The organism is Deltaproteobacteria bacterium, from assembly GCA_022340465.1.
Lineage (GTDB): Bacteria > Desulfobacterota > Desulfobacteria > Desulfobacterales > B30-G6 > JAJDNW01.
In genome coordinates, this window is the sequence record JAJDNW010000118.1 from 14,445 (window position 1) to 31,049 (window position 16,605).

Annotated in this window: 14 protein-coding genes; all 14 read right to left on the reverse strand. The window is 55.7% G+C overall.

Features of this window, described 5'->3' with window-relative positions; all coding sequences use genetic code 11:
• The 14 genes from LJE94_16400 to LJE94_16465 all read right to left on the reverse strand — a co-directional run bounded on the left by LJE94_16400 (position 1) and on the right by LJE94_16465 (position 16,605).
• Complete coding sequence (locus tag LJE94_16400; protein ID MCG6911684.1) at positions 1-1,038, reverse strand: radical SAM protein; 1,038 nt, start codon at positions 1,036-1,038, stop codon at positions 1-3.
• Positions 1,039-1,072: 34 nt separating this feature from the next.
• The gene (gene mftF, locus LJE94_16405) at positions 1,073-2,572 is read right to left on the reverse strand and encodes a mycofactocin biosynthesis glycosyltransferase MftF (GenBank protein MCG6911685.1); all 1,500 of its coding nucleotides are present in this window, start codon (positions 2,570-2,572) and stop codon (positions 1,073-1,075) included.
• A gap of 96 nt (positions 2,573-2,668) precedes the next feature.
• Positions 2,669-3,520: a hypothetical protein gene (locus tag LJE94_16410; protein MCG6911686.1), complete on the reverse strand. Its 852-nt coding sequence runs from the start codon at positions 3,518-3,520 to the stop codon at positions 2,669-2,671.
• A 5-nt stretch (positions 3,521-3,525) separates the two neighbouring features.
• Positions 3,526-5,430, reverse strand: coding sequence for a (Fe-S)-binding protein (locus LJE94_16415; GenBank protein MCG6911687.1), 1,905 nt, complete (start codon positions 5,428-5,430; stop codon positions 3,526-3,528).
• A 4-nt stretch (positions 5,431-5,434) separates the two neighbouring features.
• Positions 5,435-6,199, reverse strand: coding sequence for a hypothetical protein (locus tag LJE94_16420; GenBank protein MCG6911688.1), 765 nt, complete (start codon positions 6,197-6,199; stop codon positions 5,435-5,437).
• The gene (locus tag LJE94_16425) at positions 6,196-7,212 is read right to left on the reverse strand and encodes an electron transfer flavoprotein subunit alpha/FixB family protein (protein ID MCG6911689.1); all 1,017 of its coding nucleotides are present in this window, start codon (positions 7,210-7,212) and stop codon (positions 6,196-6,198) included. The genes LJE94_16420 and LJE94_16425 overlap by 4 nt, the downstream gene beginning before the upstream one ends.
• Before the next feature lie 102 nt (positions 7,213-7,314).
• On the reverse strand, positions 7,315-8,697 hold the full coding sequence (locus LJE94_16430; protein ID MCG6911690.1) for a hypothetical protein: 1,383 nt from the start codon (positions 8,695-8,697) through the stop codon (positions 7,315-7,317).
• Between the two features lie 177 nt (positions 8,698-8,874).
• Positions 8,875-10,833 carry a mycofactocin system FadH/OYE family oxidoreductase 2 gene (locus LJE94_16435; protein MCG6911691.1) on the reverse strand — a complete coding sequence of 653 codons (1,959 nt, stop codon included), beginning with the start codon at positions 10,831-10,833 and terminating at the stop codon, positions 8,875-8,877.
• Positions 10,830-12,779, reverse strand: a complete 1,950-nt coding sequence (locus LJE94_16440; GenBank protein MCG6911692.1) for an FAD-dependent oxidoreductase — start codon at positions 12,777-12,779, stop codon at positions 10,830-10,832. The genes LJE94_16435 and LJE94_16440 overlap by 4 nt, the downstream gene beginning before the upstream one ends.
• A complete protein-coding gene (gene mftC, locus LJE94_16445; GenBank protein MCG6911693.1) occupies positions 12,776-13,789 on the reverse strand; it encodes a mycofactocin radical SAM maturase in 1,014 nt (337 codons plus the stop codon). Before mftC ends, LJE94_16440 begins: the two co-directional genes overlap by 4 nt.
• Entirely contained in the window at positions 13,779-14,042 is a 264-nt protein-coding gene (gene mftB, locus LJE94_16450) for a mycofactocin biosynthesis chaperone MftB (protein ID MCG6911694.1), read from the reverse strand. The genes mftC and mftB overlap by 11 nt, the downstream gene beginning before the upstream one ends.
• Positions 14,043-14,155: 113 nt before the next feature.
• The gene (gene mftA, locus LJE94_16455) at positions 14,156-14,287 is read right to left on the reverse strand and encodes a variant-type mycofactocin precursor (GenBank protein ID MCG6911695.1); all 132 of its coding nucleotides are present in this window, start codon (positions 14,285-14,287) and stop codon (positions 14,156-14,158) included.
• Positions 14,288-14,387: 100 nt separating this feature from the next.
• Positions 14,388-14,876 (reverse strand): SCP2 sterol-binding domain-containing protein, encoded by a 489-nt coding sequence (locus LJE94_16460; protein MCG6911696.1) that lies wholly within the window; start codon positions 14,874-14,876, stop codon positions 14,388-14,390.
• A gap of 52 nt (positions 14,877-14,928) precedes the next feature.
• Positions 14,929-16,605, reverse strand: coding sequence for an AMP-binding protein (locus tag LJE94_16465; GenBank protein ID MCG6911697.1), 1,677 nt, complete (start codon positions 16,603-16,605; stop codon positions 14,929-14,931).

Below are 16,605 nucleotides of genomic sequence, written 5' to 3' on the forward strand. Positions count from 1 at the left end.
TCATGGATTCCAGTTGTAAACCGATTTTCTCAAGTGGCAGCGGTCTTCCACCGACGTGAAGTTTCCACTGGCGGCGTAAGCCCTTCCTGAACAGCCGCCTGCACAATGTTCCTTGCCCACGCACGTTTTGCAAGGCTTCAATTCCTCACGCCGCCGGTGGTCCAGCACGGGCAAGCAGGCCCACAACCCTAAAGCCTTGGTTATGACGCTTTCCAGTGAACGTTCGTGGGCGCCTTCGACAGCGAAGGCCGGCGCCGGCATGTAATGGCAGGGATACACCAACCCTTGTGCGTCGATATATGGTGTTTCGATACATACGCATCTTTGTGCGGACCCTTGGGATCTGCCCTTGAACCACTCCAAGGCGGCAATGTTGCCTATCCTTTCGTAGCGGGATCTGAATACCGTATCGGTTTGGTAAAGGTCCAGCAGGCGCTCGTATTGTTGAGGCGTGGGAGGGGCGATGTGGTCCGACGCTTTGGCGCGCCCCTGGGAAACCAGGGTGCCGCTAACACACCTTGAAATGCCCATCTCATCAGCCAATTCCAGCAGCAGGGGCAAATCGGCAAAATTGTGCACCATCTCGGTAAAGGCCACCTGGGTCTGTGGGCCGAGTCCGGATTCACATAGATGCCTCAACCCTGAGAGCGAGCGTTCAAAACTGCCCTTTCCTCTAACCATGTCGTGGGTTCTGGGTCCCGTGCCGTCCAGGCTTATCTGGACCAATATACGGGCACCTTCGACCGCCTTCAATTTATCCACAACGGCATCGTCGATCAAGGTGCCGTTGGTCTGCAAGGTAACCCGCTTTATTCCAGCCTGCCCGCAGGCCTGCTCCAAAATGGTGTACCAGTCAGGGTGGAGCAACGGCTCCCCGCCGGCAAGGCAGATCTCTTCCGTTCCCAAGTCGGCAATTTCGTTTACCAGCCTCCCAAGGGTTTGTGTCGGGACCGGTGGAAAGGATTTTACCGAACCGCTGTCCGGCCAACAATGGCGACACCTCAAATTGCAGGCGTTGGTCATCGATAGAGTGACCATTCTTGGCGATCTTAAGCCTTTAGTTTTTATTTTCTCATGAAATAGTGACATTTTGTGGTTGCGGCTTGGAAATCCTCGGGTTTACGGCATTGAAAGACAGCTGCTTCGTACATTGCCACCACACACCCGCCTGATAGGACAGCTGCTCCATTGTAAAATAGACCATGAACCGGACCAGGTCCAATTTCGGTTTCTTGAGAAAAAACTCCACCAGGCCGTTCAGCAGATGCATGGCGGCAACAATGGTTGCTGCCATGGGTAACATGGAAAATGTAATAATTGCCCAGGCCAAGTAATATCGTGAAAAAAAAGCGCTGCAGTGAAAAAAAAGCGCTGCATAACTGCGGCAGAGAGAAATCGCCACCATGCCGAACGATATCCCCAATCCCCTTTGTTTCATATGGTTGGACTTGAAAACGGATTCACCGAGGAGAACAACGCAAGGTAAAAGCAGCGGCCATAAGGACTTGAACCCTACTACAGCTAAAAGACCAACCCAGAACAGGGATGCCCAGGGCGAAAAAACCATTTGTTTGACTTTCCCGGGGTAAAGACGGTTCAGCAAAGGCTCCGAGGTCCCGTAATCGAAACGTCTTCTGCAAAACGCAACAAGCCGGTTGCGATGTTTGTGAAACACCTTGCCGGAAGGCAGATAATCGATATGAAATCCCAGTCGCCGGATGCGCCAGCACAGGTCCACATCCTCGCCGACCACTAGCTGCTCGTTAAAACCGCCGGCCTGAAGAAAAACCTCATGGCGCACCAGCAAATTACATGAAGGAACATAAAAAAAGGGATTGTTGCTCGCTGACCGCTTAGGCCACGATCCCATCTTCAATGACGACCGCACTTGTTCGTACCGGTCCAGCGGTCTTTCGACATAATAGCTTTCAACCATACCGCCCACGGCGGCTATCTTAAGGTCCTTGAAGGCGGGCACCAGCTCCCGCAGCCAGGTCCTGTCCGCCAGGCAGTCGGAGTCGATGAATGCCAATATATCGCCCCTGGCACTGACCGCCCCTATATTCCGGCAATAGGGCGCCTGGCGGTTCGTCTTGTTTTGGATCAATGTTACCGGATAATGCGACACACGGTCGGGCGTATCATCCGTCGATGCGTCGTCCACCACGATAATCTCGAGTTTGTCTTCGGGGTAATCGAGTCTTAAAAGTGAATCCAGACAGGCTGCAATGTCCCGGGGGCGATTGTGGACCGGAACAATGACGGATATAAATGGAACCGTTTCCATTTCAGCCACCCCGATCCGCTCCAGAAAACCCCGGCGCACAAGGTCGTCGAGAAACGATTCAATTTTACCTTTATGCTGATTGTCAACAGCTGCAAGTATATCTTTGAATGGTATGAAAGCGCCTCCTGACAGCAGACTCATAACCTCCCGCCAGCACGGTTTCAGGAAAATATATTTCAGGGGATAGGACAGGCACAGGTGAATCCCGCCTTCTGTTTTCGTAAGGCTCACGTTTGCCCGTAAACGATAGGCCAGCGGGCTGGGTCGATCTTCGTTTATTCCCATGTGGTTTTGTGGTCGACTTTTTCCCATAGCTGGAAGTAATTTAAACCATTGTTGAAAAAATCTTTGCGTCCTCGCCATTCAGGATCTGCGAGCATTTCATGCTTCCACAAACCCGTGTTCGGTCAGAAAGTCCATGATGCCCTCTACTAGTTCTTCGGGTTCTCCTTGCAGCATGCGGCCCTTTTTCTCTATTTTGCTGCCGGTCAAAAGCTGCTGGACGCGTTCGATGGTCGGCAAGCTGCTGTCCGGTGCCACTGTCTGCTTGGGCCGGGGACGAGGCGGCATGGTCTGCAAACTAGAAACCATGGCGTCGGTACATTCAATCGGGCCGGCAACCGATTGGATGGTTGCCGCGGCGGCCTTTTCAAGGTCAGTATGACGTGGAACACGATAGGTGTACAGCCCCATGTCCGCACTTAAAACAGCCGGTAGCGGGCAACTGACCCTCTCACGCACGCCTCTGCCACAGCTGCGGGTGGCCTCGATCCGATCTTCGTCGCTGAAATATTCGAGATCCACGATTGCGGAAACAAAGGGGCGGTTCAGGTGGCCGGCAATGAGGGCGCCCACCAGGCCGTTTTGGCGATCCATGGACTCCTTGCCACATAGAATCAGGTCCGCGCCCAGCTGCCTGGCAACAGATGCCAGCTGTTTTGATTTTCCATAGGGGTCCAGAGGGAGATCCGTGTCAATGTGATGGAGGGCATCTGCCCCCAGGGCAAGACAGCGCCGCAGTTCGTCTTCGGCAATCATAGCCCCCAGCGTCAACAGGATTATCCTGGTTCCAGGAATATTCTCCTTGATCCTCAGCGCCGCTTCCAAGGCAGCCTCGTCATAGGGGTTGACGCGGACAATACGATCCAGTGGGGTTAGAAAATGATGCTCCGGGTCCATACCGCTCCGGGCATAGACCTGCTCGATCTGTTTGATGCATACGACTATTTTCATTTTCTCTACCCCCAAACTGTTTCACGCTGCATGGATGCCGCCACAATTTCTACAATATCCTTGACCTTGGGAAGGGTGTCCCTTCCCAGTCCACCAACCCCGTCTTCCAGCATGGTCAAGCAGTAGGGACATGCCGTGGCCACCACATCAGGTTCGGCGTCACAAATCTCCCGGGCACGCAATTGGTTGATGCGCTGCCCCTCGGTTTCGTGCAGCCACATCTGGCCGCCGCCACCGCCGCAACAGAAGCCGTTTTCTCGGCTGCGTTCAAGCTCCCTGACAGTCAGCCCGGGAACCGATCGGCTGATTTCCCGCAAGGGCTCGAACACCTTGTTCACCCGGCCCAGATAGCAGGGATCGTGAATGGACAGGTAACCAGCTTGCGGGTATTTTATCTGGATGCGGCCCTCACGGATAAGCCCGGCTATCAGTTCGCTGCTGTGCAGCACCGTGTACAAACCGTCCAGCTGGGGATACTCATTTTTCAAACTGTGCAGACAGTGAGGACAAAGGGTAACCAGTTTGTTGAACGCATGGGCCTTTAACTGCTGAATATTCTGAGAAGCCAGCTGTCTGAAAAGGGTTTCATCCCCCAGTCGGCGGGCCGGGTCGCCGCAACAAAGTTCTCCATGCCCAAGAATGGCAAATTCAACTCCAGCGGTCTTGAGAATTTCGACCAGGTCACGACTGACCTCCCGGTACCTGGGGTGATAGGCGCCGGCACAGCCCACCCAGATCAGAATTTCGGTGGTTTGCTTGTCCCTGCCGATAACGGGTACCCCGCAGTTGAGGGTCCAGTCGGTCCTCAAGGCAGACCCCTTACCGTATGTGTCGCCGAACAGCTGCAGGTCCCGTATCATCGGACGCGCTTCCGCGGGCAGCGCTCCTTTGCCCATGACCCGCTGGCGTCTGAATTCGATGACCTTGTCGGCGGGAGCGGTCATCACAGGGCAGGCGGCCACGCAGGCCATGCAGGTGGTGCAGGCCCACAGGTCCCGATCGTCGACCACGTCCTGCACCGGCAGGGGATCGCCGAACCTTTCCCTTTCGGCGGCGCCCAGCAATTGCTGCACGACCCTTCGGGGCGACAGAGCCTTTTCCGACAGGGAGGCCGGACAACGCTCCACGCAACGGCCGCAGGACACACAGGCCTCGGCTTCCAGCAACTGCTTCCATGAAAAATCGCCGACAACACCGACAAAAGGCCGGCTATCGTTCCGGGGCCGGGCCGTGAACCCTTCCAGGGGATCGTCGTCGCGATGATACACATTCAACGACGCGGCAACAATGTGACGCATGAAGGTATACGGCATAACCGCCACAAACACCAATACCAGAAAGAAATGGACACGGATGCTCAGCTGCAGCATCAACGGTGATTCCGGGAGTATTCGTGACACGATAAAACCGACGGGTGCCTGCCAGGCAAAAGCCACGGGAATTATTTTAAGGCGCAGACCTTCGGCCAGAAAGCCGGTCAGGGTAATACCCATGACCAGCAATGCCGGCAGAACTATCCGCCGGGGTAGGATGCCGTCCAGGGAACTCCCCCTGGTTTTTCCGCAGCGGATGAAGAAGTACAACATGCCCATAAGCAGCAACAGGCCGGACACGTCCAGCAAAAAGGAAATGGTGCCGGAGAGCGCCAGGGGCAGCTTGAATTCAAACTGAGCCGCCAGGACCACAACGATAAAGACGATAAAAGACCAGAACAGAAACAAGTGAGCTATACCGGCCGGCTGCCTTTTCAATACAGCCCGATGAGATATCAGATATCCCAACAGATGCCTCAGGCTTCCTTTGGGCTTCTCTGCCCTCCCATTCATCCATATGGCCCGCCTCCGTGAAAAACCGACGGTTATGATCAGAAGCGCGGAAACGACCAGGAATACGTCCAGAGATGTAAACACAGCCCTATTCCTTCCTCTTCGATACGCGTGAAAAACGACGAACCAGCCAGCGAAATCCACCGATAACCAATACCAACAGGGACAGCTGATAGCCTACGGCCGCAACCGTAACACCCGGTTGCTTATCCCACCTGACCTCCGGGTGCATGACACCCCACAGCTTGTTTTTCCCGTCTTTATCCAGGTGACAGGTGTGGCATTTCTGGTCGTTCAAGGGATCGGTTTCACCGTGGGCGGCCCTTCCCTGGTGGCATCCCAGACAATTATCCATGTCGTAAACCTGTGAAAAATCCTGTTTGGGGTGCGACGCAACCCGGATCGAGGGTAACCAGGCCATGTATCCGCTTGAACCGCTTTGAACGGGATGACAGGACCGACAGGTTTGCCTCAACCTGTCCGGATGCACGGATGAGCGCGGGTTCTTCGGTGAAAGGATACCGTGCCGGGTATGGCAGCTGAAGCACTTTGGGCGGCCCTGCGTCGCTCCCGCCCCGTGCTGATTGAACTTGTCATGACAGGCGGCACAATCCACCGCCCCGGATCCCTGTGTCTCCTGGTGGTCCTCGTCCAACACGTTGGTGTGGCACCCCTGGCAGGAACCCTCTTTCCCGTGAACCGAGCGCTTGAACTGCTCCATTGACATTTTGAGCAGGGATTCCTGGCTGTCTCCGCCATGACACCTTATGCAATCCTCGTCCGTGTAGGCGCCTGCTCCTACTACCGGGAGTAAAAACAAAACCAGCAGGATGTACATGATGCGGATTTTCATTTCTTTTCACCTGCAACCTTTTCCGCTTTAAGACGCTCGATAAGAAGCGGCAGGACCTGATGCAGGTCCCCAACGACACCGAGGTCGGCAAATCTGAAAATTCTGGCTTTGGGATCAATGTTGATGGCAATGACCTTGCGCGATTTCTCCATGCCGGCGGTGTACTCGTTAGCGCCTGAAATGCCGGAGTTGATGATCAACTGCGGTGTGACGGCCTTGCCGGTCTGACCGATCTGGCGCTCGTAGGCCAGGGTCTGCCAGTCTACCACCGGGCGGGTGCCGGCCACGGAACCGCCGATCGCGGCCGCCAGTTCGTGGATGATTTCAAAACGCTTGTCCTTGCCCACACCGCGGCCCCCGGCCACGACAATGTCGGCTTCCCCGATGTCCAGGTTCTCCGGCGAGGCTTCAATGACCGCAACAACGTCCGTCTTCAGATTGCAACCTGACATATCCGGTACGGCCTTGACGATCACCTCTGCGGTTTTTTCGCTTGCCTGCTCCGGTGTGTTGAGAACCGACGGCAGGAGAGTGACCAGGTAAGGCGGAGGGCCGTCAAAACACACCTTTTCGCTCAGGTGGCCGTTAGCAATCGGTCGGGTTACCGTTACCGCCCCCTTGTCATCCAGTTTCAAATCTATGGCCCGAGTCACCGCGCAACCGCCATTCAATCCAGCCAGCCGGGGCGCCATGTCCGCCGTTTGATCCGTGTGGGCCATCAGAAACAAGTAAGGAATCTCCTTTCCCATGAACGCGCTTAGAATTCCGGCAAAATATTCACCATTGAAGCGTTCCGCCTGGCTGTTTTTAAAATGAAGTACACGGCTCACACCGTACCGCCCGAGTTCCTCCAGGGGATCCTCAAAGCCGTTGCCCACGGCAATGGCCGTGATATCACCCTCCCCGGCAATTTCAGAAATAAGTCGAACGGCTTCGGACACCAGCCCCAGGGTTTCATCCTCGATGATTCCCTCCCGTTGGTGTACCCATATCCAAATGTTCGTTTTTTTCATACCAAGCCTTGATAAACATGACCCACAAAGGCACAAAGATCACAAAGTATTTTCTAAATTAGATATTTCTTTCACCCGTCCTGCCTGTCTTGATTGTTGAATTTAACCCAATCCGCCCTGACGGTCATACGCTTCCCGGATGATCTCGATGGGATGCTTAATCCGGTAAAGCGTCAACTGTTGAAACTGCAGCCGGCAGCTCAGGCACTCCGTGGTGATCAGCTGCGGATCGCGCTTTTTGATCGTCGACATCAGGCGCCCTGCTATTTTGATGGAGTTCTGATGGAATTTCTTTTTGAACCCCATGATGCCGGCATTACCGCAGCAGTAGTTACCGTTTATGACATCCATCCTGAATCCCGGGATTAGGTCCAAAAGGGGCCCATATGTGCTTTCCATACACTGTTCCCGCACATGGCAGGGCGGATAATAGACCGCCGCCATTTCGCAAGATTCGAAGGCCGTGTCCAGATCGCCCACCCGGTGCAGCTTCAGCAAATATTCGCCGGCATCATAGGTGCTCCTTGAAATCTTGAGCCGTTTGTCGGGATCGATACCTGCAAAATAACCGTTCCTGTCGGGCATGTGCTCGACGTATTTCCTGGCAACCTGCAGAATGCCGCCCGCCTGCGGGAGACTGTAAGCCAGCATGCTTCCTTGAGCGGGCCATTCGACAAAGTCTCCGTCGGTTTCATCCAGAAGCCTGCGCAGCTTGTGTTCCTCGGCGCCAGCCTTAACCACCACTTTCAGCATGTAGGCGCACGTGGGGCAGGAGCAAAGGATGTCATACCCCTGGTCGACGATTGCGGTCCATTTTTCAATATTCTCCCGGACCAGGGCCTCCGTTTTCCGGCGGTCGCCCTCCAAGAGTGTGGGCATGCCGCAGCAGCGCTGCTCGGGTACCAGCACTTCGACACCGTTTTTCTGCAGCACTTCCACCGTGGCCTGAGCCACCTCCGGAAAAAGATACCGGGCCGTGCAGCCTGCAAAATAGGCCACTTTGCGTTCAGCCGCCGTAGAAGGTGCCCCGTGATCGCGCCACCATCTGTCGAAGCTTTGCTGTGGGAACCGCGGGAATTGGCGTTCGCGATGAATTCCTAAAAACCACTGTACGATGCCGCGGGTCGTATGCTGCTGCAGCAGCGCATTGGTCATGCCCGGAAAGGCACCGCCCAGTTTGCCGATACGCTCGACGCTTTCGATCATGCGGACATTGAATCGCAGGCCGTGCCGCTCCGCATGTTCCGTTTTGAAATCCAGAATCGCGGAACGGATGTCTCGGCAGGGGCATATGCCGCACAGGTTGCACAGGTCGGCCACGGCGGCGAGCTCCCGGGTGTCCATTTTCCCACCCGCATACCGCTCCTCCTCCGCCAGGCTGAAAATCATCGGGAAGACGAGGCAGGCGTTGTCCACCAGCTCACGGCAGGCCCCGCACCGGAGGCACTTGGCGATTTCATCCCAAAATCGATCTTCAGCTGTCATAATCTCTCACAGAGCCCACAGAGCTACAGAGAATAACAACGTGTTCCAGTTTGTAATAATATGCGCTTTGATTGCCTCATCCGGGCTTCGATAATTATTGTAACTTTCATTTGCCCCTAAGAACAAATTTCTCTGTGTTCTCCGTGAACTCGAGCATCAGCGGGCGAGAGGTCCCATTCACAGCAGTCGACCGACACGATGGCCGTCGCCAATGGCCGCATCCGTCAAACGGGGGGCCACACAGTCACCGATTCTGTAAACCGCTTCCAACTTGTTCTTGAGCTCAAAATAAAGGGCGTCCTCGGCGACATTGCCCGCCGCCAGGACTACCGTGTCATAGCCTTCAAAATCGATCATTTCGTTGGAGTAGACATTCAAGCCTTTCACCAGCTTTTTCTGTATTTCCAGCACGGCTATGTCGGGCGTATAGGTCACCCCTTTCAAAGCCAGACGCCGGCGCGCCAAAAAAAGGTCCTGCAGCGGCCCCAGGGCGGATCCCGGAAAAAGGGCCGGTGTCAACACGTGGACCGTCTTTCCCTGGTCGGCCAACAGTTCGGCCGTTCCGGTTCCATGATGGTGGCCATTCAGATCAATGAACAGGACCTTTGGGCCGGTTTCCACCTCTCCGCTCAAGACCTGCCAAGTGTTGACCACATCGGGTGGCCCGTAATCGCCCGGAAAAGGATTCTCCCTGGGACGGGATCCCGTGGCCACGACAACCGCATCGGGCGCTTCTGCCAGTATAGCGTCAACGGTCGCCGTGGTTTCCAATCGCGGCTCGATATCCAATTTTTCCACCTGGCCGATAAGCCAGCGCGTAACCCCCTGGATCTCCTGCCGGCCGGCAACCCTGGCGGCCAGGCGGTTCTGCCCGCCCACCTCGCTTTCCTTTTCGAACACCACCACCCGGTGCTTCCTGAGGGCTGCCACCCGGGCAGCTTCCAGGCCTGCCGGCCCGGCCCCGATCACCACCACCTTTTTGGAAATGTCCGCCGGGGTCATGGTACCTTGACCGAGCGCTTTTTCATTCCCCGTGACCGGCGTTTGCATGCAACCGATGGTGTAGCCCATACCCATGCGGCCGATACAGCCCTGGTTGCAGGCGATGCACTGACGGACATCGTCCGGCCTTCCCGCGCGGGCCTTGTTGGGTAGATCGGGGTCGGCGATCAGCGCCCGCACCATGTTGACCATGTCGCCCTTTCCTTGCTCCAGAATTTTTTCGGCCAGATGGGGATCGTTGATGCGGTTGGTCGCATACACGGGCAGGCTCACCACAGAACGAATCCCTGCCGACAGGGGTGCCGCGTAGGCCAGCGGTGTGTGCATGGACCCTTCCACCAGGAAGAGGTTGTGGAAGGTTCCCAGGCTGATGTCGAAAAAGTCGATATTGCCGTCCTGCTCCATTCTCTTGGCGATGCGCTTGGCTTCTTCGTGGGTGATGCCGCCGTCCGGGTGCATCTCGTCGGCATTCAGGCGTACGCCCACGGCAAGGTTTTGGCCGACGGCTTCCCGCACGGCATGGATCACTTCCAGAGAAAAACGCATGCGATTGTTAAAACTACGGCCATACTCGTCGTTGCGATGGTTGGTAGCCGGCGACAGGAATTGACGAATCAGTGAACTGTGGCCCAGCTGGAGTTCGATGCCGTCGAAGCCGCCTTCTTTCACGTGCCGCGCGCTCAAGGCGAAATAATCGATGCACTCCCGAATGTCATCGAGGGTCATGGTCTTGGACGTCTCTCTAAAAAGGGGGTCTTTCCCCGGCGAAGGCCCCCACACCGGCAGGCGGGATATCTTACCGTCGGCCTGCATACCGTTGTGGTTCAACTGGGCGAATATGCGCGTGTCATACCGGTGAATGGTATCGGTAAGCTTTTGAAACCCCGGGATCACATCCGGCTCAAAGGCATCCACCAGTTTGTCATAGGCCAGGTCCGACGGATGGACGGTCAGCTCCTCTGTGGTGATCAAACCGCACCCGCCCCTGGCCCGTGCCTCGTAGTAATAAATGTGGTTCTCGCTGATCCGGTGATTTTCGGAAAGATTGGTCAGATGAGCGGCAAAATTGATCCGGTTGGGCACCACGACCGGCCCGATCTTCAAGGGTGAAAACAGGTAGTTGAAATCACTCACAGACGTTCTCCGATCTTTCTACCCTCGTAAACGGCCATTTCGATGGTACGGGGTGCCACGCAGTCCCCGATGGCATAAACCGTCATGTGGTCGGCCTTGGCTTCATGAAAAAGCCTGTCTTCCGGCAGGTAGTCCGCCTCCACAACAACGGTGTCGTACCCCTCATAGGTTATCGACTCGCCGGTGTGCATCTGGTGGGCCCTCACTCTGTCCACATCGATTTCATCCACTTTGATGTCCGTACTGAAGGTAACGCCTTTCTGAAGAAGGCGCTGGCGGGTCAGATAGAGATCGCCGATTGGGGCCAGCTCAACCCCCACGAATAAATCGTTGGTAACAATATCCACCTGCTTTCTCCGGTCAGCCAGGAGTTCTGCCGTGGCCAGGGAACGGTGTCCGCCGTTTTCGTCAATGAGCAGCACCCTGTCACCCACGGGATGCAAATCATCCAATACATCCCTTACGCTCAGCACATTTGGTGTGCCGTATGTGCCGGCAAACGATCTGTCAGCCGGTCCGGCGCCTGTGGCCACGATTAGGACGTCAGGTGCAAAGTCTGCAATCACATCTGCCGTGACCTCCATTCCAACTCGTATGGCAACGCCGGCTGCTTCAAGCGCCCTGGTGTAATATTCGATCAGCAGGCCCAAGTGGTCTCTTCCGGCTCCCTTGGCGGCCGTTTTGACCTGTCCGCCGATATTTGGGCCGCTTTCCCAGAGGGTCACGTCATGCCCCCTCCCGGCGGCCGTCAATGCCGCCTCCATACCAGCCGGCCCACCACCGGCCACCATCACCTTTTTACTGGTAGGGGGCGCGTTTTTTTTTTTGCCAGTATCGGATGATTCGTAGCCTACCAGCGGGTTGAAGGTACACCCCAAGGCTTTGCCCTGGTTGATGCGGCCCAGGCAACCCTGATTGTCCTTTAGGCAGGGGCGGATGGTGTCTGCATCACCGGCGCCCAATTTGACCGCCATATCGGGGTCGCAGATCAAGGCGCGCACACACCCCACGGCGTCCGCCCGGCCTTCGGAAAGAACGCTTTCAGCCATGTGGGGAAATCGAATGTGATCGGCGGCAATTACGGGAATGCTTACGTTTTCCTTGATCTGTTGCGCCAGATCGATCGTGTGGCCCTCCAGAGTGTGCATGGAGGCCATGTTCAAATAGAGATTGTAGTATGTCCCCAGGGTTGCCTGCAAATAGTCGATATGTCCCTTCTCCTCGAACGCTTTGGCCATGGGAATCGATTCTTCCGGCGTTATGCCTCCCCAGAACTTTTCGTCCACACACAGGCGAACCCCCACGGGATAGTCATTGCCCACCGCCTTGCGCACCGACATCAATACCGCCAGCGGCAAGCGCAGACGGTTCTCGAGGCTTCCGCCGTATTCATCCTGCCGGTGGTTGCTGACCGGTGACAGGAATTGCCGCAACAGGGATTCGGACCCCATGTCGATCTCGATGCCGTCAAACCCGTCGGCACGCGCCCTTTCAGCCGCCGCCTCAAATGCCGAGGTCAGTTCTTCGATATCTTCCGGCTCCATGGGTTTGCAGACCTCGCCGAACACCACGTCCGCCACGGCCGAAGGCCCCCAGGTTTCCCTGCGGGTCCAGGCGCCGTTGCTCTGAAAACCATGATGGGTCAGTTGAGCAAAGACGCGTGTGTCAAATTCGCCGACGGTCCGGGTAAATCGTTGAAAATCGGCCGACGCCTGAGGATGGTAGGTGGCAATGGTCCCTTCCCAGGGGAAGTCGTTGTCCATAATAGACAACTCGCCCAGCACGATAAGGCCGCAGCCCCCTTGCGCCCGACGCCGATAGTAGGCCGTGTGCCGTTCGTTCAGCTGGCCCTTGCGACCGAAATTGGTACGGTGGGCGGTAAATGCAATCCGATTGGGCAGTTTGAGCCTACCGCTGTTCAGCTCTTGTAATAGGACACTTCTCATGCCACGTTTCTAAGGTTGACCAGACATTCCGGATCCGGCATGTCGATGTCGTTGTAGGTGTGAAAGGCCATGGCCGGGCAACCGCCGCGGCAAACCTCGAAACGGGAGCAGGCCCGGCACGAGGCGATGTCCAGGTTCCTCAACCTTTCAAAAATGGGAGAATGATTCCACATCTCCTTAAAATCCGTGTTGCGGACGTTGCCGACCAGAAAAGGCGGTTCCTGCAGAAAGGCGCAGGGGTACACATCCCCTGCGGGGGAAATGCAGCAGGTCATCTTGGCGGCCCCGCACATATCCAGCCCTTTGCGGCGTCTGCTTTCGGATGTCAGGCAGAAAAAGGAATCACCCGTGCGCACAAGGTCGTGCCTTGCCAGCCATTCCGCAAATTCTTCCAGTTGCTCCGCGTTGGGCGCCAGATCCTTACGGCTGTCTTTACCCCGGCCCGAAGGACGGAAACGGGAAACCCGCAGCTCGGCACCGCACCCCTTGGCAAGATTGCGCAGATCGTCCAGCTGAGGGTAGTTGAGCCGGGTCAGCACCGCATTGATGCTGAAAGCCACTCGGTTCGATGCAAAACAGTCCGCTGCCGCCAGGATTTTTTTATAGGTGCCTTTTCCCCGGATACGGTCATTGACATCTGCGGTGGCGCCGTCCAGGCTGAGCTGCAGATAGAGCATCTTCAACCCGGCCAGACGCGAGGCCAGTTGACTGTTTATCAGGGTCCCGTTGGTGCTGACACAGGTCACGACGCCTTTTGTATGCGCGTAATCGAGTATGTCACAAAAATCGTCCCGGATAAAAGGTTCGCCGCCCCCGATGTTGACTTGGAACACTTTCATGGCCGCCAAGCGGTCGATAACCCGGCGGCACTCCTCGAAGCTCAGCTCCTGTGGTGACCCGGCACCCGATGCCGAAAGGCAGTGTTCACAGTGCAGGTTGCATTTCAAGGTTATCTCCCAGGTAACGTTGACCGGCGCCCTTAAAGCTGTTTTCATCATTTTAGCACTCAAGGATGACTCCTTTACTTTTAAGCTGCCTCAAAGCGGTGGCCACCATTTCAAGCTTTCCATCAATGTCACCATTACACCCGTGCTTACGACCCATCCACGCTGCCAGCGTCATCTCTCCCCGGAAAAAATCCTCTGCGAGAAGTCGGCCCGAGGCCACGAAATGCAGCCTCGGCCCTTTCATCTGATAGAACAGGAGACCGAAGTCCTCTTCCCGGACCTGGACGCCCGCCGCCAATTTGTAATGTTTGTCCATCTCAACGAATCCCAACCCGGCTATAACGGGAAAAAAATGATTGCTGCCAGGCTCCCAACACTCCAAGCCCACACTTGAACCCTTGAATCCTGGAATCCTTGAACCCTGGTCTATTAGTAAACGCCGCAGATACCGTCTATCGCCATCTCTTCTATTTCGATTTCCTCGATCTTAAAAATGTCTTCCGGCTCTTTTTCGGATGTGTCCGGCAACACGCCTTCTTCCTTGTCGAATTCTTTTTCCACGATGTCCTCCATGAACGATGGCAAGGAAGATGCAAATCAGGCGATATTTACATCTTCTTTGCCACACAAATGGTTACTGTTTCACTGAAACCAAACTGGGTTAAATGCCTAGATCGCTTCTTTTCTGGACCAGCTCTTTTTTGAAGGCCTCGAGCTCTTCAGGGCCTAAATCATCCGGGAATTTCAGGTCTACCTGCGTCAGGACATCCACCAGTGTATTGGCGTGCGGCCCAAGAGATAGGGCGCCTACCGTGTCACCCTTTTCCAGTTTGACGCGACCGCCCATGAAGGCACCCACGAATTTGTCTTTCTTGGTGAGAATTCTTTTCCAGGCCGGCGGTGTCGCGGACATGATGTAATCGGCATTCTCAAAGGCATAGTCTTTTGAACAGTGCTTGAACTCTTTCAACTTGCCGGCTTCCAACTGCATGGAAATGAAAAGATCATTCTCGATACCCCACTCTGGCATGGCGTTGATCTGGTAGGCGAAGCTGCCGCTCAAGCTGGAAAGCTTTTTTTCAAAACCCTCGTCATACAGAGCTACGCTGTCGTCTACCCATTCCGGTTGCGGATAAATGTAAGTTGCCATTGTTCATCTCCTTTCCCATTTTGGTTGTTAAAACAATCGTTACGTGATGCCTTTATTTGTTTTTAAACGCGGCGATGGCCTCATCCCTCAATTGGCGCTTAAAAAGTTTTTCGGTCACGGTCATCGGCAATTCATCCCTGAATTCCACGTACTTGGGTACGGCATAGGGTGCCAGATTCTCCTTGCAGAAATTGACGATGTCCGCTTCAGTGACTTTGCCCTTATCCTCCTCCTTCAGCTGAATTACCGCCATAACCCTCTCGCTGCCCGGGTTTTTCGGGTCCGGTACACCGAAAGCGGCTGCCATGAGGACTCCCGGATGTTTGAAGAGGACCTCGTCTACCGTTGTAGTGTAAACCTTCATGCCGGACACGTTGACCATGTCCTTGATACGGTCGCTGATGAAAAAGTAACCGTCTTTGTCCATATAGCCGATATCACCGGTATGCAGCCACCCGTCCTCGGTGAGGCCCCTGCCGGCATCGGGCCAGTAGCCTTTCATGGTCTGCGGACCGCGCACCACGATTTCCCCCTCTTCACCAAAGGGCACCTCTTCACCGGTTTCCGGGCTGACTAGTTTGCATTCAGTATCCGGAAGCGGCACGCCGATACCCTTTTTTTCCTTGGCCATGAACCCTGTGATGCGCCCGAACCCGGACAGGTCGGCGTGGGTCCCCGGCCCGGTTTCGGTCAGCCCGTAGGCCTCGCCCACCGGATTGCCCATCTCCTTTTGCACGGCCATGCGCACTTCATCCGGCAGCGGCGCGGATCCGCTCAGGGCCATGGCGTTCAAACGTCCGATCTTGGCCTGGGCCAGGCGCATGAGCTGGGTGGGAACACATGGGATCATAAAGGGCCGGTATTCCTTGATCGTTTTGACCAGCTTGTCCGTATCCCTGGGGTCTTTCAGCAAAATAATCCGCAGCCCCCAGAATACGGCCGCCTGGTGGATGTAATGCCCGAAAGCATGAAACAAGGCCAGGGGGATGAGCACCGAGGCCTTGCCCACGATACCCGGCGCCATGGGCCCCAGCATCCAGGGCATCAACTGCATGAGGTTGCAATAGCGGCCGTAGTGGGTAATCATGACCGCCTTGGGCAACCCGGTGGACCCGCCGGTATGAGGCAGTTCGCACAAATCTTCCTTGGGATCGATGTCCAATTGCGGCGGGTTGGGGTCGTTTTCCTCGATGAGCTTGCCGAATTCGTAGACCCCCTTAGGAAGGCTTTGGGCTACCGGTCCCACATCATACCCCTTGTCGGAAGTGACGATGATGTTCTCAACGCCGCAGGCCTCCTTCAGGCCCAGAATCCGCTCGAAATCCTTTTCCTGGCAGATGATTGCCTTGCTGTTCGAATTCCCGGCCTCGTGCACGATGCCGTCGTCCGGCCGCAGGGTGCTGGTGGGCACGATGACGCCGCCGGCCTTCTGGATACCCCAGGTGCTGACGATATATTCAAAACAGTTTTCCATGAAAATATTGACACGATCTCCCTTGTGGATCCCCAGACCGGCCAAAGCCGTTGCCAGACGGTCGGCATGATCTTTCAAGTCCCTGTATTTCAGCAGTCTTTCTTCGAAAAGAACAGCAGTTTTTCCAGGGTATTTTTCGGCGGCATCATCCAGCACCTTGAAAATGGGAACTTCCGGATAGGGAGCCAGGGTCTCCTTCAACTTGTAGGGGCCTAGTTTGTAGCTTTTCAGCCACGGTTTATCTGCATAACCCAT

Excerpts from the sequence above, each read along its gene's own strand:
- LJE94_16460 (MCG6911696.1), bottom strand. The coding sequence starts at position 14,876 with ATGGCAACTTACATTTATCCGCAACCGGAATGGGTAGACGACAGCGTA.
- mftF (MCG6911685.1), bottom strand. The coding sequence starts at position 2,572 with ATGGGAATAAACGAAGATCGACCCAGCCCGCTGGCCTATCGTTTACGG.
- LJE94_16400 (MCG6911684.1), bottom strand. The coding sequence starts at position 1,038 with ATGGTCACTCTATCGATGACCAACGCCTGCAATTTGAGGTGTCGCCAT.
- LJE94_16425 (MCG6911689.1), bottom strand. The coding sequence starts at position 7,212 with ATGAAAAAAACGAACATTTGGATATGGGTACACCAACGGGAGGGAATC.
- mftB (MCG6911694.1), bottom strand. The coding sequence starts at position 14,042 with ATGGACAAACATTACAAATTGGCGGCGGGCGTCCAGGTCCGGGAAGAG.
- LJE94_16430 (MCG6911690.1), bottom strand. The coding sequence starts at position 8,697 with ATGACAGCTGAAGATCGATTTTGGGATGAAATCGCCAAGTGCCTCCGG.
- LJE94_16440 (MCG6911692.1), bottom strand. The coding sequence starts at position 12,779 with ATGAGAAGTGTCCTATTACAAGAGCTGAACAGCGGTAGGCTCAAACTG.
- LJE94_16465 (MCG6911697.1), bottom strand. The coding sequence starts at position 16,605 with ATGGGTTATGCAGATAAACCGTGGCTGAAAAGCTACAAACTAGGCCCC.
- LJE94_16410 (MCG6911686.1), bottom strand. The coding sequence starts at position 3,520 with ATGAAAATAGTCGTATGCATCAAACAGATCGAGCAGGTCTATGCCCGG.
- LJE94_16420 (MCG6911688.1), bottom strand. The coding sequence starts at position 6,199 with ATGAAAATCCGCATCATGTACATCCTGCTGGTTTTGTTTTTACTCCCG.